Source organism: Allorhizobium sonneratiae, from assembly GCF_023700755.1.
GTDB lineage: Bacteria > Pseudomonadota > Alphaproteobacteria > Rhizobiales > Rhizobiaceae > Allorhizobium > Allorhizobium sonneratiae.
Window position 1 is genome coordinate 223,701 of record NZ_JAMKOJ010000005.1, and the last position, 19,872, is coordinate 243,572.

The following is a 19,872-nucleotide window of genomic DNA, read 5'->3' on the forward strand; positions in this document are numbered from 1 at the left end:
GGCAACGGCAACGGGGATTGGTATCTCCGTTACGTCTCGCCTTCTTTCGGTAGAGTGGCTTGCGGGCCCGGCGCAAGCGACGGGGGCAGTTTGACCCCGCGCGTCTTTTCCCGTGAGACGGTAATCAGGCCAGAACCAATAATCAGCACGATGCCGATGAGAATCGGCAGATCGATATGATCGCCAAAGATCACATAACCGAACAAAATGGCCCAGAGCATCTGGCTGTATTGGGTGGGGCCAAGCAGGGCTGCCGGGGCATGCTGAGTGGCCAGCATCAGCAGGACGGTTCCGCAGGCGGCAAACAGCCCATAGCTTAACAGCATCAGCCATTCCTGATGCTGCGGCCACTGAAAATCCGGAACCATCGCGATGCCGCATATGGTCAGCGAGCCCAGCGCACCGGCGCCATAAAGCGAAACACCCTTTTCACGCGGACCGACGGCGCGATAGATGACAATCGAGATGGCGCCGCCAAGCCCGCCGAAGATCGCGCCGAGATGGCCGATCGACAATTCCCGAAAACCGGGCCGTAAGACGACCAGAACCCCGGCAAAGCCAATGACCACCGCACTCCAGCGGCGAATGCCGACTTTTTCCTTCAAGAACACCACCGACATGATGGTGACGAAAGCCGGAAGCAGGAAAATCAGACAGAAGGCTTCGGCCATCGACAGATGAGTGAAGGCGGTGACGCTGCCGATGGAACTGACGCCTGATGCGCAAAAGCGCAAAAGCCATAAGGACCGATTCGAGCTGACGACGATATCGGTCAGTCGATCACCTTTTTTCAGCAGAAAGGGCAGGGCTGAAAGCCCGATAAGAGCGCCGAAAAAGGCCGATTCGTAAGGCGTGATTCGTCCCGCGATCAGTTTGACTGAAGCGTCGCTCACCGCATAGGCGGCAAAGGCCAGAAATGCGAGCAGAATGCCGCGGAGATGCTTGTCGGAAGACACGGAACGAACCACCGGATAAAAGACGAAAGTGACCCGTGATTAGGATTGAATGTGACTGACGTCAATTCAGTTTTTGCTGCGCTGCACCTTTCTCAGCGGCGATCTCGCGAAAGGCGTTAGCCAGTGTTTCGACAGGTTGTGCACCGCTGACAGCATAGCGTTGATCGATAATGAAGAAGGGCACGCCATTGACGCCCATCTGCCGGGCCGCCTCGATTTCCTCACGGATGAAATCAGCATCTGCACCACTGGCTAAAAGCTGTTCCACCATGCGCGGATCAAGCCCGCAGGCAGATGCGATATCGATCAGCACGGCATGGTCGCCGATATTGCGGCCTTCTTCGAAATTCGCCTTGAACAGAGCAGAGACAACCGCATTCTGCTGTTCGCGACCCTCGGTGCCTGCCCAGTGGATCAAACGGTGCGCATCAAGCGTATTGGGGCCGCGCTTGATGGCATCGAAGTGAAAATTGATGCCGACCTGTTTGCCAAGCTCGGTCAATTGGCCATGGATGGCATCCATCTTGTCTTTGCCGCCCAGCTTTTTGGCAAGTTCTGCCTGATGATCCACTCCTTCCGGCGGATAATCGGGGTTGAGCTGATAAGGACGCCAGTTGACGATGACGGAGACCTCATCCTGAATTTCGGCAATGGCCAGTTCCAGCCGAGCCTTGCCCAGATAGCACCAGGGGCAGACGACATCGGAAACCAGGTCTATATTGATCGTGTGCATGTTTATCTCCAGTGCCTGACCATGTCACTTCTGTGCATTTGCATCCCACCATGTCGGCAACTGATAGCCATGCATGGGGGTCTGATCCGGGCGGGCAATATGTTTCCAATGGGCAACCCATTGCTCGGAATTGTAATAGAGCGGCACGACATAATGGCCGGCCACCAGCAGCCGGTCGAGGGCGCGCACACTGTCCTGATAATCTTCCTGGCTGACGGAGTCGACCATGCTTTTCAAAATCCGGTCGATATCTGGATCGGCCACACCAGCATAGTTGAAGCTACCCGGCAGATTACGCGACACAGAGCCCCAGCGGTAAAACTGCTCGACGCCCGGTGCCAGCGAGGAGGGGAAGGACTTCACGATCATGTCATAATCGAAGCTGTTGGAGCGCGCCTGATATTGCGCATCGTCCACGGTGCGGATGCTCATGCCGATGCCGATCAGCCGCAGGGTGCGCTGATAGGCGAGCGCCATTTTCTCCTGCCCCTCATTCTGGGTCATGACCTCAAAGGTCAGCGGCACGCCATGGGCATCGACCATGCGGCCGTCATTGATGGTGTAACCGGCCTGTCCGAGAAGACCGACGGCTTGGCGCAGCACATTGCGATCGGCGCCGGAGCCATCCGAAATTGGCAGCATATAGGTTCCCGCCAGAATTTCCGGGGAAAGACGATCTTTCGCCGCCCCGAGAATCTGCAATTCCCGATCATCCGCAGCGTGGCCGTAAGCGCCGAGCGATGAATTCTGCCAGTAACTTTCGATCCGTTTGAACATATTGCCAAACAGGGTGCGGTTGACCCATTCGAAATCGAAGGCGAGCGTCAGCGCTTCACGGACCCTGACATCGGCAAAAATGGGGCGGCGCGTGTTGAAAACGAAACCGAACATGCCGGTCGGTAGTTGCGGATTGAAGGTCTCGCGCACCACATCGCCGCTGTTGACGGCGGGAAAGTCGTAAGAACGCGCCCAATGGGTGGCGGAACCGTCGGGATAAACGTCGATATCACCCTTCTTGAACGCCTCGAACAGAGTGTTTTCCTGAAGAAAATAGGTGACGCTGATCGTGTCGTAATTGTCGAAGCCGATTTTCGACGGCAGGTCTTTACCCCAGTAATTTGGATCGCGCTGATAGACGATGCGCTGCCCCGGATCGATGCTCTTGATCTTGTAGGGACCGGAACCGATCGGGATTTTCAACGTAGGCTGATCGAATGTGGCTGGATCGATGGCATGTTTCGGCAGGATTGGCGTGGCGAAGGCGAGAAGCATCGGCGTCTCGCGGTCGGCCTTGCTGTTGAAGGTGATACGAACGCTGTGATCCCCGACCTGCTCGATCTTGTCGACACCGTCGAGACGGTGGTTGAAGGGCGGTCGGCCTTTTTCCTGCAAAAGCTTAAAGGAGAAGATCACATCCTGCGGTGTCACCGGCTCACCGTCCTGCCAGTGTGCCTTTGGATTGAGATTGAACTGGATATAGGTTCTGGCGTCATCCATCTGCACGCTCTCAGCCAGCAGACCATAGAGCGTATAAGGTTCCGCCGCCGAGCGGGTCATCAGCGTTTCATAAAAGAGATTGCCGAAATCCGGATCCCAAATGCCGCGTGCCGAGGTACGCATTCCCTTGATGACAAAGGGATTGAGGCTGTCGAAGGTGCCCACGACGCCATAGGATATGCTGCCGCCCTTTTTGACGTTCGCATTGACATAGGGAAAATTCTTGTAATCGGCGGGCAGTGCCGGTTTGCCATGCATGGCGAGGCCGTAAAGCACAGGATCGGCCATGGCCACACCGGTCAATGTACCGGCAAAAAACGTCAGTAGCAGAAGGCACAAGACAAGGCGCTGCACGCCAGTTCCTCTCGGTCTAATTTCCATTTCATCATCCTGACGCCCGCGACAGTTCGAGGCGTGACGATGAAGCAGGAAGAATGCAAAGCGTGTCACGCATGATTGAACACGGGGTTTACCCATCAGACACATGCGTCAACAGGATGGCTTAAAGCATATCGTTCGGCTGGAAAAGATCACTCCCTGCCTGTCGTGATCTTTCCAGCCGGCGGTGCAGCCTCTCAGCCGGTTTTTATGAAGTATACATAGCTCATATGACTGAGGGCATGCCCGATTTTTGCCCAAAGCCAGACTTCGCAAGCGACAGCAGGGGTAAATGAGATTGAAAAGACCACAATCTCGATGAAAGGGAAAAGAAGCTCTGGATATTCATCGCCGTCCGCGCTAACAGAGAGGCCGGATTGGGCCGGGTCATTCATTTGCCTCATTTGAAACTCAGGGGAATGAGCTAACAAGCCGAATCTTTCGGCCTTGAGCCCGCGATTCGACAGAGAATTTCAGGAGACGGATCTCGTTATGACGTTCAAACCAACCAAGACTGCATTGGCGACACTGTCCGCTGTTATGCTTTCCTGCGGCTTTGCCGGTGTTTCTCATGCCCAGCAGGCTGATGGTGGTCCCGGTATGCCACCTCAGGGCTGGTTCAAGACCTGCGCCAAGCAGGGAGACAATGATATCTGCCAGGTTCAGAACATTCAGCTTGCCCAGAACCGCCAGATGGTTATCGCCGTTGCGCTGATTACCATCGACGGCAAGGTCAAGAACAAGCTTATGCAGGTTTCCGTTCCGTCCGCACGGCTGATCGAGCCGGGCGTCGGCATGGCAATTGATGATGGCAAGCCGCAGAAGCTGGATTATGCCGTATGCTTCCCTGATCGCTGCACCGCAGAAGTGCCGCTGAGCGATGCGCTGATCAACAGCCTGAAGAAGGGACATAGCGTCACCTTCACATCGATCAACTTTCGCCGCGTGCCGAACCCGATCAAGATCTCGCTTGACGGTTTCACTGGCGCTTTCGACGGCAAGCCGATCACACAGAATCAGGCTGAAGAGCGCCAGCGTCTCTTGGAACAGGCCATGCAGAAGAAGAATGAAGAAGCCCAGAAGGCTCTCGAAGACGCCCAGAAGGCTGCCAAGAGCAAGTAACCGCTTCATTATCAGACAAAAAGAAAGGTCCGGTTTACCGGACCTTTTTTCATGAGATAGTTTATGAGTGTTTTACGGAAACACTCTCACTCAATGTTTTTACGCATGTCCTGACCGAAAGTCGTTTCACAGATCACAGTGAAACGCGACATGGATGGGCGCCGTGGTCTTAGTGAGAAAAGTTCATCCGCGGCTTATAATGGCCAGCCTGCTCTTCGGTAAAGATCTGTTGAACATGCGGATTGCGCAAAGGCAGGCCACTCTTGTCATGCTCGAGATTCTGCTCCGAAACATAGGCGACATATTCGCTTTCATCATTTTCTGCCAAAAGATGATAAAAGGGCTGATCCTTATGCGGACGGATTTCTGCCGGAATTGAATTCCACCATTCTTCCGTATTGGCGAATTCAGGATCAACATCGAAAACGACACCACGAAATGGAAAAATCTTGTGACGGACAATGTCGCCGATTCCGAATTTTGCGTTGCGTTGTTTCATGGTTCCACTTCCTTTCATTCAATTATTTGGGACCATGCGTCACGCACATCAAGGGCATTTCTTATCTGTTGTCATAAAATTGTTGTCTATACGGAATTTTTGCGGCGTCTTGCGGTGGCAAGAAAAAGCCCGCTCATCACCAGAACGATACCCGCTGCATGGTAGGCCCGGAAGGTTTCGCCTAGCAGGGTGACGGCCATGATGATGGATACGGGCGGCATCAGATAAAGCGTCATGCTGGCAAGGGCTGGACCGAAGACGCGGACACTGTGCTGAAAACTGTAAAAGGCCATGAGTGAGGCAAACAGGATAATACCGCCAAGCTTGAGAAAATCCATTCGGGTTGTCGGCAAAGGTGCGCCATAGGCTATCTCTGCCGCCGCCGGTAGAAAAAGCACCAGCGCACCGCTGAGGGCCAGCGTACCAAACAGCGAGATAGGCCTCAATGCAGTAACCGCCGGATGTCGCAACAGCAGTGAATAGAGGGCAAAAGCGATAGCCGCCAGAATCATGATGAGATCGCCGCTATTGAAATGCAGGGCAAACAGCGCTTCGGGCGCCCCCTTCAGGACGATCACCGCGACACCGCAAAAGCCGAGCATCATGCCGGATATTTCGCGCATATCCAGCCGCCGCCCCTGAAACAGCCATTGTAAGAACAAGGTAAACAGCGACGCCGTCGTATAGATCAGCGTGGCATTGGCCGCCGTGGTCTTCGTCAGTGCCCAATAGACGGCGCCGCCGCAAATGCCCATGCCAAGCATGCCCAGGGAGAGCCAGATGAGGCTGTGATACCGCATAAAATCATAACAGGCTCGCCAGTCCCGCAACATAAAGGGCAAAACGATCAGCATGGCCCCGAACCAGCGGATAAAGGCGGTGATGAAAGGGCCGATTTCACCCAGAATGCCACGGCCGAAAATAATATTGGAGGAAAAAAGACAGGGAACTGCTAAGAAAATCAGCCAGTCCAGCATTCTGGCATCATCTGTTTTTGCTGGCATATCGTTCCTGTTCCTTCAACAAAAAAGCCGGCAGACTGGCTGCCGGCTTTCCTTTGCCAGTTCGGATCAGACCGAATAATACATGTCGTATTCAACCGGATGCGGCGTCATTTCAAAGCGCATGACTTCCTGCATCTTCAGATCGATAAAGGCGTCGATCTGATCGTCATCGAAGACGCCACCAGCGGTGAGGAACTTGCGGTCCTTGTCGAGGCTGTCGAGCGCTTCGCGCAGGCTGCCGCAGACCGTCGGGATTTTTTTCAGTTCCTTCGGCGGCAGGTCGTAAAGATCCTTGTCCATGGCCTTGCCGGGATGAATCTTGTTCTTGATACCGTCGAGACCGGCCATCAGCATGGCAGCGAAGCCCAGATAGGGGTTTGCCGTCGGATCGGGGAAGCGAACCTCGACGCGCTTTGCCTTCGGGTTGGAGCCGAAGGGAATGCGGCAGGATGCCGAGCGGTTGCGGGCCGAATAAGCCAGAAGAACCGGCGCCTCATAGCCAGGCACCAGACGCTTGTAGGAATTGGTCGACGGGTTGGTAAAGGCGTTGATCGCCTTGGCATGCTTGATGATGCCGCCGATGTAATAGAGGCAGGCTTCAGAAAGACCGGCATATTCATCACCTGCAAAGGTCGGCTTGCCGTCTTTCCAGATCGACTGGTGCACATGCATGCCCGAACCGTTGTCACCAAAGATCGGCTTCGGCATGAAGGTGGCCGTCTTGCCATAAGCATTGGCGACCTGATGCACGACATATTTATAGATCTGCATCTTGTCGGCATTGCGCACCAGCGTGTCGAACTTGATGCCGAGTTCGTGCTGGGCTGCGGCCACTTCGTGGTGATGCTTTTCAACCACGACGCCCATTTCGGAAAGAACCGTCAGCATTTCCGAGCGCATGTCCTGGCAGCTGTCGACCGGCGGAACCGGGAAATAGCCGCCCTTGACGCGCGGACGGTGGCCGAGATTGCCGGTTTCGTAATCGGTATCGTCGTTGGAGGGCAGTTCGCTCGAATCCAGCTTGAAGCCGGTATTGTAAGGATCGGCCTTGTATTTCACATCGTCGAAGATGAAGAACTCGGCTTCAGGACCGAAAAAGGCGGTGTCGCCAATGCCCGATGCCTTGAGATAGGCTTCCGCCTTCTTGGCGGTGGAACGCGGATCGCGGTTATAAGCCTCGCCAGAGATCGGGTCGAGAATGTCGCACATGACCACCATGGTGGATTGGGCGAAGAAGGGGTCCATATGCACGGTGTCGACATCGGGCATCAGCACCATGTCGGACTCGTTGATCGCCTTCCAGCCGGCAATCGAGGAGCCGTCGAACATCACGCCGTCAGCGAACATGTCTTCATCGACGCAGGCGATGTCCATGGTCACATGCTGCATCTTGCCGCGCGGATCGGTGAAGCGCAGATCGACGAATTTAACGTCATTGTCCTTGATCTGCTTGAGAATGTCGTGCGCACTCGTCATGTATTTTTCCTCATTTGAATGACGATGACCTGCCCGGCCTCCCTGAGCCGGACGTTGATAGCATCGTACAAAACCGCAATTGGCAAGATGCTGCAAGGTTCATTGTCGCATCGGTTCCACCCGTCAGCCGAAATTGGCATCAAGCCCGACGCGCGCAATCAAATGGCGTCTACGCCGGTTTCGCCCGTACGGATACGGACGACTTCTTCGACATTGGAAACGAAAATCTTGCCGTCGCCGATCCGCCCGGTCTGGGCAGCATTGCGGATCGCCTCGATCACGGCGTCCACATTTTCATCGGCCAGAACGACCTCGACTTTTACCTTCGGCAGAAAATCGACCACATATTCCGCGCCGCGATAAAGCTCGGTATGGCCTTTCTGCCGACCGAACCCCTTGGCTTCCGTGACCGTTATGCCTTGCAGACCGACTTCCTGAAGGGCCTCCTTCACTTCGTCCAGTTTGAAAGGCTTTATGATCGCTTCGATCTTTTTCATGAGAAAGTGTCTCTCCGCTTCCCTCATTGATGCAGGTAATACCCATTCGCCCTGCGTTGATGCACTTCCCGTGCCAATTCGGTCCGCGAATTGCGATAAACATTGAAAATCACCCGCATTGCCAAGGCAGTTTTGCCCAAAGAGCACGAAAATACCAGAGGCAATACAATAGTTTTTCACAATCGAGGGCAGGTTGTATTTCTCAACCGATCACAAAGGAATGATGAAATAATGCGCAAAAAATTGCATATTCACTATGCAAATGGTGATTAGATGTGCATACTCTTGTAAAATAACCCCATTGCGATTTTCGACCGCCTGCGATTTTATGGCAATATGGAGCAGGATGAATTTCAAGCCTTGATCACACCGCAGGCGATGGCCGACATTGATCGTGAGGCGGCAGAAACCGGTCTGGACAGTTTTTCGCTGATGCTGCGCGCCGGCCGGGCCGTCGCCGCCGCCGTGCTGCGCCATTATCCGCAGCTTTTGCGCGCGGTTGTTCTCTGCGGCCCGGGCAATAATGGCGGCGACGGCTATATCGCGGCTGAGGCGCTACGGTTGAGCGGTGTTCCTGTTGCGGTGTTTTGTCATGGCGATCCTGACCGCCTGAAAGGAGACGCCGCCCGCGCGAAAGCCGCCTGTTCCAGTCAGGTGGCGCCTCTGGCGGAATTTGTCGCAAGAGCTGGCGACGTGGTCATCGACGCCCTGTTCGGCGCGGGGCTTGCCCGCGATCTTTCCCCCGAAATCTGTGCCGCCATCGAACGCGTCAAGGATGCCGGCCTACCTGTGGTGGCGGTCGATCTGCCCTCCGGCATTGATGGCCTGACCGGACAGCCGCGCCCCGTGGCATTGGAGGCTGCGCAGACGGTGACCTTCATGGCGCTGAAGCCGGGGCATGTGTTGTTGCCGGGGCGGGTCCATTGCGGGGCCATCGAAGTATTTGACATCGGCATTCCCCGGCGCATCATGGACCGGCATCGTGGGAGCATTGCGCGCAACCATCCGCTTCTCTGGCAGGCCAGCCTGCCATGCCTGCAGGCGCAGGGCCATAAATTCAGCCGGGGGCATCTCACCGTCTTTTCCGGCCCGATCAGCGCCACAGGCGCGGCCCGACTTTCCGCCATGGCAGGACTGAGGGCCGGGGCAGGGCTGGTGACGCTTGCTTCGTCCGCATCGGCGCTGATGGTCAATGCAAGCCAGACCACGGCTGTCATGGTCAAGAAGATCGAGGATGAGATGGCACTTGACGCTTACCTCGCCGATCAGCGGCTGAGCGCCTTCGTGCTTGGCCCCGGTTTCGGTGTCGGTGAAAAGGCGCGTGGCTTCATCTCTCGTCTTTGCGGTCGAAAACTGGTGCTCGATGCCGATGGCATCTCGTCCTTCAAGGATGACCCCGCAGCGCTCTTTTCATTGTTTGCCGAGGGCGAGACACGGCTGGTGATGACGCCACATGCCGGGGAATTTGCCCGCCTGTTTCCCGATCTCGCCGCAGAAACGCGCATTGGCAAGGTGGAACAGACGGTGCGCGCGGCACAAAGAAGCCATGCCGTGCTGGTGCACAAGGGGGCGGATACCGTGATTGCCAGCCCGGATGGACGGGCCCTGATCAACGACAATGCGCCAGCCTGGCTTGCCACCGCCGGATCGGGCGACGTGCTGGCAGGTGTGATCGGCGGTCTTCTGGCGCAGGGCGTTCCCGCCTTCGAGGCCGCAGCGGCAGGCGTCTATCTGCATGGCGAGGCCGGACAACGCGCCGGCGACGGCATGACGGCGGAAGATCTGGTCAAGGCCGTTCGACCGTTTCAAGCTGCCACAGCCTGTTGAAGCAGGCGCGCACCGTTCGGCGCGTAGACCTTGCCACCGGTGATGAAGACGGCAAAAACATCGCGCGTCTGTTTTTCTATGTTTCGGCCTGGCATTCGCCCCCGCCAGCGGCGTTGACGGCGCGCGCCCACCACGCCGAAGAAGCGGAAAACAGATCAGCGTGTTAACCTGTACCAACCGGGGTCTTGTCTCGGCGCCGAAAGGGGGGGAACTTCAAGGTGTAATCACAAATTTCCTCTCGCCTTTTTCAGCAGCCTGATAGAGCGCCGCTCTGATTTAATCCTATCGAATTGCGCTCTCAATGAACATCAACACGCTCAAGCCATCTTTTATGCGGTGAAGCAGATATGTTAAAGACAAACCAGGCGTTGTGACGTGAAACATTGAAATCCAGTCTGGGTGGTGCATGAAGCAGAAATTTCTGAAAATTAAAGAAGGCGCAGAATTATCATTCGTTTCAGCCGATGAACTTGTTTTTCCACCACATTCCCACGACGAGTATGTCATCAGCCATAATTTTTCTGGCCACGAAAAAGTCAAGCTGGATAGCAAACACTTTGAAGCGGCTGAAGGAACAACCACCCTCTATAACCCGGGCCAAATACAATCCAGTTGCGGTGTACGGTCAATTCTCAGTGTCTATCTCACCACACCATATTTAACGGAAGCCGGGATCGCTGCACGAGACATTGATTTCGAGGTTTCAGTCGTCAACGATCCCGCCCTCGCCGCAACATTCGGGGTTTTGCGGAGCTTAATGGAAGACGATGATTGCGACAGTGTGAGTGAACAGACGAATATGATCCTGTTGCAACTTTTAGTCAGGAAAAATCCTCTTTGCGCAGACACAAAAAGTCATATGGGGTCGGCTCGTCTCACGGCAGCCCAAGCCATGCTCAGAGATAACCTCGATCAAAATGTGTCGCTTGACGCGCTTTCAAAAGAGCTGGGTGTGACCCCTCTGCACCTGATCCGGTCGTTCGTCAAAAGTTGTGGCGTTCCACCGATGACCTGGCAACGCATCAAACGCATTGAAGCGGCAAGAGACCTCTTGCGAAACGGAATAGCACCGACAGACGTTGCCTACCAGGTAGGGTTTTCGGACCAGGCGCACTTAACGCGCTGGTTCAAGAGGGCCTATAAGATCACGCCAGCCGCATTTCAAAAATGATAATTGCGTTCAATAATCGCAATGCGCGAGACGCTAATGAACTCTCCTGTTCAACAAACAGGGTAATGCCTTCATGAGTTCAAATGCTGTAGCCGTTCAATTGGACGAGTTTGGTCATGATCTTGCGGTCGATGAAATCGACGCGCTCATTCTCAATTCGATCAAAAAATTCATTTTTAGAGCCGATTTCTCCGAAATGCAGAATTCGCTTGAAAACAAAGGCTTTGCAGTATTGCGGGGTCTGCTCGATGCCAACCTCTTCGCTGCGGTAGAAGCGGAATGCAATGCTCTGCTCAATCGTCATGGCAAGTCACGGGATTTCGTGATGAAGCAAACCGCAAATACGCCAAGGAAAATGGTCAATGTGAAGCGTGATGATATTCACAAGTATGGGCGTGTCATTCCACAAATCTACCACTCTGAATGGGTTCGTTCGGTCTTCGGGATGATTGCCAGGGAAACCTTTAGTACTGTTCCGTATACGCCGGAGGAATATATCGTCAACGCCCTCTATAAAAGCGGCGATACCCACGGCTGGCATTGGGACGACTATCGCTATGGAATCGTGTTTGCGATTGAAACCCCTGCGCTGGAGAACGGCGGGTTTGTTCAGGTCGTCCCGAACACGCATTGGAACCGGGCCAACCCGAGCGTGGAGGAGAACCTTTTCCGCAATCCGATTCATTCCTTCCGGCTTGAACCCGGAGATGCTTATATCCTGCGTAGCGACACCGGCTTGCATCGTGTTCACCCGATCACGGAAGGCTCAAAGCGTGTGATCGTCAATATGGTTTGGGCCGCAGCAGACGAACTATCCAAGGACGTATCGCATGATACGATGGAGGCATTATTCGAATGAGCCTGTTGTTTGGAACAGCATTCGTTTTGGGCCTTTTGTTCAATGTCTCCCCCGGTGCGGTTTTCGCGGAAACCATGCGTCGAGGGATGCGCGGAGGCTTCTATCCGGCTTTATATGTACAAATCGGTTCGCTTGTCGGAGATGCCTGTTGGGCGATCCTTGGGCTGGCTGGCGCAGGACTGCTGTTCCAAATCCCAAGCATCAGAGTCCCTTTGACGTTAGCCGGGGCGCTGTATTTCGCCTATCTTGGTTATGGCTGCCTTGTTGACGCGTTAAGGCCTGCAGAACAAGCACATGAACCCGCAGGGCGGCTGAAAACATCCCAAAGTGCTGTCATGGCAGGCGTGACGATTTCGGTCACAAATCCTAAAAACGTGATTTACTGGGCCGCCCTTGGAGGGGTGCTTGGCGGCTTGGGATTTCAAAATCCCGGCACTTTGGAATACTCTGTCTTCTTTGCTGGCTTCATGGCATCATCGTTTTTCTGGTGTTTCGTTTGCGCTTGGTTGATCGACTTCCTCAGCCGGAACCTGACGGGTATATGGCGTCAGTCGGTGGATATTGTTCTGGCGATGACTCTGTTCTTCCTGTCTTTCGTGGTTCTGCGCGAGATATTTTAAACGACTGGCCTTCAGCGAAAAGATGAAATCCTCTGGCACTTCGGCGGCCCACTTGGCAAAGGTTTCGGGTTTCTGGCTGGAATAATAGCTGGCGTTGACCTCAATCGCCTTAAGCTGACGGCTGGCATGTTCCAACTGTCACTTCCTTGGTAGTTTATCAGGATAAAAGCGACCCCCCACGGCTCTAGAGTCTGTCAGGTTCAGATTGAACCAGACAGGCTCTATCATTGTTTGTTTTCGTTTGTCTTTGCGGGAAAACCGGTCACCACTTTTCCCTGACAAACTCTAAAGTCCAGCCCGCCAATGCCGGTTCGGAGACGACCCCGCTCCATCGTGGCCACTCCTATTCTGCAGCTTCCGTCTTTTTCATCGGCCTGCGCTCCAGCAGTTCTTTCAGGAACTGACCGGTATATGAGGCTTTTACCTTCACCACATCTTCCGGTGTGCCTTCGGCAACGATGGTGCCGCCGCCGTCGCCGCCTTCGGGGCCGAAATCGATGATCCAGTCGGCGGTCTTGATCACTTCCAGATTGTGTTCGATCACCACGACGGAATTGCCCTGATTGACCAGCTCCTGCAACATTTCCAGAAGCTTGGCGACATCGTGGAAATGCAGGCCGGTGGTCGGTTCGTCGAGAATATAGAGCGTTCGCCCGGTCGAGCGCTTCGACAGTTCCTTGGCGAGCTTCACCCGCTGCGCCTCACCGCCCGAGAGCGTATTGGCCTGCTGGCCGACCTTGATATAGCCGAGGCCGACATCGAAAAGCGCCTGCAACTTGTCGCGCACGGCAGGAACGGCGGAGAAGAAATCGACGCCTTCCTCGACCGTCATGTCCAGCACATCGGCAATCGATTTGCCCTTGAAGGTCACGTCGAGTGTCTCGCGATTGTAGCGCTTGCCGTGGCAGACGTCGCAGGTGACATAGACATCCGGCAGGAAGTGCATTTCGATCTTGATGACACCATCGCCTTGGCAGGCTTCGCAGCGCCCGCCTTTGACGTTGAAGGAGAAGCGACCCGGCTGATAGCCCCGCGCCTTGGCCTCCGGCAGACCGGCAAACCAGTCGCGGATCGGGGTGAAGGCGCCGGTATAGGTGGCAGGATTGGAGCGCGGCGTGCGGCCGATGGGTGACTGGTCGATATCGATCACCTTGTCGATGAATTCAAACCCGTCAATCCGGTCATGCTCGGCCGGATTTTCCCGCGCGCCCATGACACGCCGCGCCGCCGCCTTGTAGAGCGTTTCGATCAGGAAGGTGGATTTGCCGCCGCCAGAAACGCCGGTGACGGCGGTGAAGACACCGAGCGGAATGGCGGCGCTGACGTTTTTCAGATTGTTGCCCTTGGCGCCGATCACTTTGATCTGCTGGCCCTTTTTCGGCTTGCGACGCTTGTCCGGCACGGCAACACCAAGCTCTCCGGTCAGATATTTGCCGGTGAGCGATTTGGGATTGGCCATGATCTCCTGCGGCGTACCGGCTGCCACGACCTGACCGCCGTGAATGCCAGCCGCCGGACCGATATCGACAACATGATCGGCGGTTAAAATTGCATCCTCGTCATGCTCAACCACGATCACGGTATTGCCGATGTCACGCAGATGTTTCAGCGTATCGAGCAGGCGGGCATTGTCGCGCTGGTGCAGGCCGATGGACGGCTCATCCAGCACGTAGAGCACGCCGGTCAGGCCCGAGCCGATCTGCGAGGCCAACCGGATGCGCTGACTTTCCCCGCCCGACAGCGTGCCGGATGAGCGCGAAAGGCTGAGATAATCGAGCCCGACATCATTGAGGAAGGTCAGTCGCTCACGGATTTCCTTGAGAATGCGGGTGGCGATCTCATTCTGCTTGTCGGTGAGTTTTTCTGGCAATGTATTGAACCATGCGCCTGCCACCCGGATCGACATTTCCGAGACCTGACCGATATGCAGCCCATCGAGCTTGACCGCGAGAGCCTCCGGTTTCAGACGAAAGCCGTTGCAGGCCGGGCAGGGGGCGGCGGACATGTAGCGCTCGATTTCTTCGCGCGCCCAGTTGCTGTCGGTTTCCTTCCAGCGCCGGTCGAGATTGGGAACAATGCCCTCGAAACTCTTGGTGGCGGTGTAAGAACGTGCACCATCGGCATAATGGAATTCGATCTTGTCGTCTGTGCCATGAAGAATGGCTTTTTTCGCCGCATCGCTCAGATCGGTCCATTTGCTGGTCAGCTTGAAGCCGAAGACCTTGCCCAGCCCTTCCAGCGTCTGATTATAATAGGGCGAGGAGGATTTGGCCCAAGGTGCAATCGCGCCATCCTTAAGCTTTTTGTCCGGCTCCGGCACGATCAGTGCCTCATCGATCTTTTGCTGAAAACCGAGACCGTCGCAGGTCGGGCAGGCACCGAAGGGATTGTTGAAGGAGAAAAGCCGCGGTTCGATCTCCGGAATGGTGAATCCGGAGACCGGGCAGGCAAATTTTTCCGAAAACAACACCCGCTCATGGGTTTCGTTGAGCGATTTATTGGCCGAGCCACCCGCAGCGGTCTCTTCCGGCGGCAGCGGCTTGTCGGCAAATTCAGCAACGGCCAGACCATCGGCGAGGGTGAGGCAGGTCTCGAGACTATCGGCCAGACGCGACGCCATGTCGGGCCGCACCACGACACGGTCAACCACGACATCGATATCGTGCTTGTATTTCTTGTCGAGCGCCGGTGCCTCGGCGATTTCGTAGAACTGGCCGTCGATCTTGACGCGCTGAAACCCCTTCTTCATCAGTTCGGCCAGCTCTTTTTTATATTCGCCCTTACGGCCGCGGATCATCGGCGCAAGAATATAGAGCCGCGTCCCCTCATCGAAGGCCAGAATACGGTCCACCATCTGGCTCACCGTCTGGCTTTCGATGGGAAGCCCGGTGGCAGGCGAATAGGGCACGCCGACGCGGGCAAAGAGCAGACGCATGTAATCATGGATTTCCGTGACCGTGCCCACCGTCGAGCGCGGATTGCGCGAGGTGGTTTTCTGCTCGATGGAAATCGCCGGTGACAGGCCCTCGATCTGGTCGACATCCGGCTTCTGCATCATTTCCAGAAACTGCCGCGCATAGGCCGAGAGACTTTCCACATAACGGCGCTGGCCCTCGGCATAGATGGTGTCGAAGGCAAGCGAGGATTTGCCTGAACCGGACAGACCCGTCATGACGATCAGGCTGTTGCGCGGCAGGTCGAGGTCCACGCCCTTCAGATTGTGCTCGCGTGCGCCACGTATGGAAATCGTCTTCAGTTCGCTCATAACGGTACTCGATTGGGAAAAGGTCGGCAGGCTGGCATTCGTCTCTTTATGTAGTCACATTGGTGGCACTGTCGAGTTTCAGCTTTGTCTTTCGCACGATCTTGTGCTGACAATCATCATTACGCAGGGTGCTGTTGACAGGATCATAGCGATTTTATAGAACAAATAAAGAACATTTTTCTCTGTGGATAGAGTTATTCCAGAGCCACGGGAACGTGCAGGATGCGATAAGGTTAAAGCTGAATAAATTTTGAAGCCGCTCATGGCGGATGAGTAAAGGTGAATATCATGGCTGGCAGCGTCAACAAGGTCATTCTGATCGGTAATTTGGGAGCGGACCCGGAAATTCGCCGCACCCAGGACGGCAGGCCGATCGCCAATCTGCGCATCGCCACATCCGAAACCTGGCGTGACCGCAACTCCGGTGAGCGCAAGGAAAAAACCGAGTGGCACAGTGTGGTGATCTTCAATGAAGGCCTGTGCAAGATTGCCGAACAATATCTGAAAAAGGGCTCCACCGTTTATATCGAAGGCCAGTTGCAGACGCGCAAATGGCAGGATCAGAACGGCAATGACCGTTATTCGACGGAAGTGGTCTTGCAGGGCTTCAACGGCAATCTGACCATGCTGGGCGGACGCGGAGACGGCGGCGGCGCAAGCCGTGGCGGCAATGATTTTGGCGGCGGCGGTGGCTATGACGATTACGGCATGGCACCATCTTCAGGTGGCCGTGGCGGCTCCTCCGGCGGCGGGCGCGGGTCTTCACAGCCCTCCGGCGGTTTCTCGAACGATCTGGATGACGATATCCCATTCTGATCTGACCGGAGAAAACGAAATATCGGTGGCGACTTTGTCTCCGATGCTTTTATATCGTCAATTCAGCGGTACCGTATAACCGTTCGTCTCACAGGAGACGGACGGTTATTTCCGTCTATTCCTTCGCCGTGTCACCCGGCCTGCTTCATCTTTGATGCTGGCGCCGCCAGCACCTTGACCGAGGATTCGGCCAGTGCGTGATGGCCTTCCATATCGACAATCAGGTGCCAATGGGCAAATTCCGGTACCACGATTTTCAGCGGGGATTTCTTGGCGACACCGCCGAGATATTTGAAATCCAGGCCTTCCTTGAAGCGTTGAAACTGTGGTGCAGCCATCAGTCTGACGTTGTTTATTCCCGTCAAGGTCACTTCAAGAATAGTGCCGGGGCGCTGTTCCTTCAGATCGTAATGGGTAAAACGAAAGCTGGGTTTTGACATGTCAACCTTCCCTGAAAAGGATTGTCTTTTTTATGTCAAAGTAAAATAGCCCTTGTTAATTCCCCGTAAAAATCGGGAGTTCAGAAAGATGGCAGGCTTGCCATCAATCACCATAAACAAACCCAGAACTGGCCCCATTTCTGCCGGATGAGACAAGTACTTTAATTCCTATCCCAACCTCTGGTCCCCCGTCTGGCTTTTAGCCGACGGGGATTTTTTTATGCTTTAAACGCCCGTAAACGCAGGGCATTTGTCAGCACGAACACGCTGGAAAGTCCCATGGCGGCTGCCGCGACGATGGGTGAGAGCAACAGGTGGTTGACGGGATAAAGCGCGCCGGCGGCCAGCGGTATCAGCAGGACATTGTAGCCAAAAGCCCAAAAAAGGTTCTGGGAAATATTGCCGATCACCGCCCGGCTCAATGCAATGGCGCGCACGACACCGTTCAGGTCACCGCTCATCAGCACGACCTCAGCACTTTCAATGGCAATATCCGAGCCTGTACCGATGGCAATGCCGATATCGGCAGCGGAAAGGGCAGGCGCATCATTGATGCCATCGCCAACAAAGGTCAGCTTACCGCCATCTTTCTTCAGGCTTTCCACCGCCTTGACCTTGCCGTCGGGCAGAACTTCGGCAACCACGGTATCGATGCCAAGCTGCGCGGCAATGGCGTCGGCGGTCTTGCGATTGTCGCCGGTGATCATGGCCACCTTCAGCCCAAGACCATGCAGCGCCTTGACCGCCTCCTGCGTGGTCGGTTTGATCGGATCGGCCACGGCAATCAGCGCCGCCACATTGCCATCGACAGCAAGATAAAGCGGTGTTCTGGCCTGCTGCGCCAGGTTTTCGGCCTGTGACGCGAGCGCTTGAAGATCGATGCCGTGCCGTTTCAGTGCGCGATCGGCTCCGATCGTCACGTGTTTGCCGTTGATTAAACCTTGCACGCCAAAGCCGGGCTCTGCCTTGAACTGCTGCACTTCAAGCGGTTCCAGCCCTTCCTTGCGGGCGGCAGAGACAATGGCGCTGGCAATCGGATGTTCCGACTGCGCTTCGAGACTGGCGGCGTAGAGCATCAGATCACGTCGGTCGAAGCCAACGACAGGGATGAAATCGGTCAATTCCGGTCTGCCTTCGGTTAAGGTTCCGGTTTTGTCAAAGGCGACGACCGAAATATCTTTGAGGCTTTGCAGGGCCGTGCCCTGACGGAACAGGACGCCCAGTTCCGCCGCCCGGCCTGTGCCGACCATGATCGATGTGGGCGTGGCCAGCCCCATGGCGCAGGGGCAGGCGATAATCAGCACGGCGACGGCATTGACCAGCGCATAGCTGAGTGCCGGTGACGGCCCCAGGACCAGCCAGATGACAAAGGTGACAAGGGCCGCCAGCATCACCGCCGGGACGAACCATGCGGTAATCCGGTCCACCATGCTTTGCACCGGCAGTTTGGCACCTTGCGCCTGTTCCACCAGCCGGATGATCTGCGCCAGCAAGGTATCTGCGCCAACCTTGGTGGCGCGGAAGGTGAAGCTGCCGGTTCCGTTGATCGTGCCGCCAGTGACGGGGCTGTCTTTCTGCTTGTCCACCGGCAGGGGCTCGCCGGTCATCATCGATTCATCCACATGCGACTGGCCATCGATGACAGTACCATCGACCGGGATTTTTTCGCCGGGTCGGATCTGCACAATGTCCCCGACAATCACGGCACCGATGTCCACCTCAATGGTCTTGCCGTCGCGCATAACGCGGGCACTGCGCGGGGAAAGGCGAACGAGGCGCTTGATCGCCTCGCTGGTCTTGCCGCGGGCACGGCTTTCCAGCGTGCGGCCAAGAAGCACGAGCGTTACGATGGTCGCGGCGGCTTCATAATAGACATTGACGGCGGCCTGCGGCATCAGCTCCGGCACAAAAGTGGCCACCATGGAATAGAGCATGGCCGCACCAGCACCGATTGCCACGAGCGAATCCATATCCGGCGTCATGCGCAGAAGATTGGGAATGCCACGGCGGAAGAAATCGCGTCCCGGCAGCGCCAGAACAAGGGCGGTGAGCAGGAATTGCGCCGTCCAGTCCGCCTGCTGGCCAAGCGTATTGAGCAGCCAGTGATGAAAGGAGGGAATGAGGTGGCCCCCCATCTCGGCGATGAAAACCGGCAATGTCAGGATGAAGGCCAGCCAGGTGCGCCGCACAAGCGCTGCCGTTTCCTCGGCTCTGCGATCTTTCTCCTCGGCTTTTGCGGTACTGTCTTCGGCCTTGCGCAGATGGTAGCCGGCTTTTTCAATGGCTGCGGTCAGGGCCGATGCGTCGGTGTCAGCGGCAAGCTCAATCGTGGCCTGTTCTGTCGCGAGATTGACGGAGGCAGACGCAACACCCGGCACATCCGACAATACCTTTTCCACTTTGCGCACGCAGGAGGCACAATGCATGCCATCAATTGGCAGGATGCGGGTTTCCAGTTTCGGCTTGTAGCCAGCCTGCTGCACGGCGGCGATCACGGCGCCGATATCGGCGGCACCGGCAAATTCAACGGTTGCCTTTTCTGTCGCGAGATTAACCGAGGCCGAGGCGACGGAGGGCAATGCGGCAATGGCTTTTTCCACCCGTCGTACGCAGGACGCGCAATGCATGCCGTCAATGCCGATTGTGGCAGCGGCAGAAGAAGACGAGGACAGGGTGGGGTTACGGGCTGTTCCGGTGGACATGGCAGACCTT

The 19,872-nt window shown here is 55.8% G+C and carries 17 protein-coding genes and 2 pseudogenes; 6 read left to right on the plus strand and 13 right to left on the minus strand.

What is annotated here, in order from left to right; all coding sequences use genetic code 11:
- Positions 1–29 precede the first annotated feature (29 nt).
- The 4 genes from NAC44_RS11565 to NAC44_RS11580 form a co-directional block, all read right to left on the minus strand.
- Positions 30–956: a DMT family transporter gene (locus tag NAC44_RS11565; protein WP_250940911.1), complete on the minus strand. Its 927-nt coding sequence runs from the start codon at positions 954–956 to the stop codon at positions 30–32.
- 61 nt (positions 957–1,017) lie between these two features.
- Entirely contained in the window at positions 1,018–1,689 is a 672-nt protein-coding gene (locus NAC44_RS11570) for a DsbA family oxidoreductase (protein ID WP_250940912.1), read from the minus strand.
- Positions 1,690–1,713: 24 nt separating this feature from the next.
- A complete protein-coding gene (locus tag NAC44_RS11575; protein WP_250941096.1) occupies positions 1,714–3,474 on the minus strand; it encodes an extracellular solute-binding protein in 1,761 nt (586 codons plus the stop codon).
- A 287-nt stretch (positions 3,475–3,761) separates the two neighbouring features.
- Positions 3,762–3,959, minus strand: a complete 198-nt coding sequence (locus tag NAC44_RS11580) for a hypothetical protein (protein WP_250940913.1) — start codon at positions 3,957–3,959, stop codon at positions 3,762–3,764.
- Positions 3,960–4,056: 97 nt separating this feature from the next.
- Between NAC44_RS11580 and NAC44_RS11585 the strand changes: the two genes are divergently transcribed.
- The gene (locus NAC44_RS11585; RefSeq protein WP_250940914.1) at positions 4,057–4,686 is read left to right on the plus strand and encodes an invasion associated locus B family protein; all 630 of its coding nucleotides are present in this window, start codon (positions 4,057–4,059) and stop codon (positions 4,684–4,686) included.
- A 169-nt stretch (positions 4,687–4,855) separates the two neighbouring features.
- Here NAC44_RS11585 and hspQ read toward each other — a convergent pair whose 3' ends face one another.
- The 4 genes from hspQ to NAC44_RS11605 all read right to left on the minus strand — a co-directional run bounded on the left by hspQ (position 4,856) and on the right by NAC44_RS11605 (position 8,162).
- Complete coding sequence (gene hspQ, locus NAC44_RS11590) at positions 4,856–5,185, minus strand: heat shock protein HspQ (RefSeq protein ID WP_250940915.1); 330 nt, start codon at positions 5,183–5,185, stop codon at positions 4,856–4,858.
- Positions 5,186–5,271: 86 nt separating this feature from the next.
- The gene (locus NAC44_RS11595) at positions 5,272–6,189 is read right to left on the minus strand and encodes a DMT family transporter (RefSeq protein WP_250940917.1); all 918 of its coding nucleotides are present in this window, start codon (positions 6,187–6,189) and stop codon (positions 5,272–5,274) included.
- 66 nt (positions 6,190–6,255) lie between these two features.
- On the minus strand, positions 6,256–7,665 hold the full coding sequence (gene glnA, locus NAC44_RS11600; RefSeq protein WP_250940919.1) for a type I glutamate--ammonia ligase: 1,410 nt from the start codon (positions 7,663–7,665) through the stop codon (positions 6,256–6,258).
- A gap of 158 nt (positions 7,666–7,823) precedes the next feature.
- Entirely contained in the window at positions 7,824–8,162 is a 339-nt protein-coding gene (locus NAC44_RS11605) for a P-II family nitrogen regulator (RefSeq protein WP_029618203.1), read from the minus strand.
- Positions 8,163–8,498: 336 nt separating this feature from the next.
- On the opposite strand from NAC44_RS11605, the gene NAC44_RS11610 reads away from it, so the two are divergent.
- On the plus strand, positions 8,499–9,989 hold the full coding sequence (locus NAC44_RS11610) for an NAD(P)H-hydrate dehydratase (protein WP_274706864.1): 1,491 nt from the start codon (positions 8,499–8,501) through the stop codon (positions 9,987–9,989).
- Here NAC44_RS11610 and NAC44_RS11615 read toward each other — a convergent pair.
- Positions 9,968–10,081 (minus strand): annotated as a pseudogene (locus NAC44_RS11615) (DUF72 domain-containing protein); the annotation flags it as partial. The gene NAC44_RS11610 and the pseudogene NAC44_RS11615 overlap by 22 nt on opposite strands.
- 314 nt (positions 10,082–10,395) lie before the next feature.
- Between NAC44_RS11615 and NAC44_RS11620 the strand changes: the two are divergent.
- The 3 genes from NAC44_RS11620 (at position 10,396) to NAC44_RS11630 (ending at position 12,639) form a co-directional block, all read left to right on the plus strand.
- Positions 10,396–11,160, plus strand: a complete 765-nt coding sequence (locus NAC44_RS11620) for a helix-turn-helix domain-containing protein (protein ID WP_250940921.1) — start codon at positions 10,396–10,398, stop codon at positions 11,158–11,160.
- A gap of 73 nt (positions 11,161–11,233) precedes the next feature.
- Positions 11,234–12,019, plus strand: a complete 786-nt coding sequence (locus NAC44_RS11625; protein WP_250940922.1) for a HalD/BesD family halogenase — start codon at positions 11,234–11,236, stop codon at positions 12,017–12,019.
- Positions 12,016–12,639, plus strand: a complete 624-nt coding sequence (locus NAC44_RS11630; protein ID WP_250940923.1) for a LysE family transporter — start codon at positions 12,016–12,018, stop codon at positions 12,637–12,639. Before NAC44_RS11625 ends, NAC44_RS11630 begins: the two co-directional genes overlap by 4 nt.
- Here the strand turns inward: NAC44_RS11630 and NAC44_RS11635 are convergent.
- Positions 12,640–12,830 (minus strand): annotated as a pseudogene (locus NAC44_RS11635) (DUF72 domain-containing protein); the annotation flags it as partial. It abuts the gene before it with no gap.
- Between the two features lie 152 nt (positions 12,831–12,982).
- Positions 12,983–15,904, minus strand: coding sequence for an excinuclease ABC subunit UvrA (gene uvrA, locus NAC44_RS11640; RefSeq protein WP_250940924.1), 2,922 nt, complete (start codon positions 15,902–15,904; stop codon positions 12,983–12,985).
- Between the two features lie 288 nt (positions 15,905–16,192).
- On the opposite strand from uvrA, the gene NAC44_RS11645 reads away from it, so the two are divergent.
- Complete coding sequence (locus NAC44_RS11645; RefSeq protein ID WP_250940925.1) at positions 16,193–16,720, plus strand: single-stranded DNA-binding protein; 528 nt, start codon at positions 16,193–16,195, stop codon at positions 16,718–16,720.
- Positions 16,721–16,851: 131 nt separating this feature from the next.
- Here NAC44_RS11645 and NAC44_RS11650 read toward each other — a convergent pair whose 3' ends face one another.
- The gene (locus tag NAC44_RS11650; RefSeq protein ID WP_250940926.1) at positions 16,852–17,160 is read right to left on the minus strand and encodes a DUF1883 domain-containing protein; all 309 of its coding nucleotides are present in this window, start codon (positions 17,158–17,160) and stop codon (positions 16,852–16,854) included.
- Between the two features lie 218 nt (positions 17,161–17,378).
- Positions 17,379–19,862 carry a heavy metal translocating P-type ATPase gene (locus NAC44_RS11655; RefSeq protein ID WP_274706865.1) on the minus strand — a complete coding sequence of 828 codons (2,484 nt, stop codon included), beginning with the start codon at positions 19,860–19,862 and terminating at the stop codon, positions 17,379–17,381.
- Between the last annotated feature and the right edge of the window lie 10 nt (positions 19,863–19,872).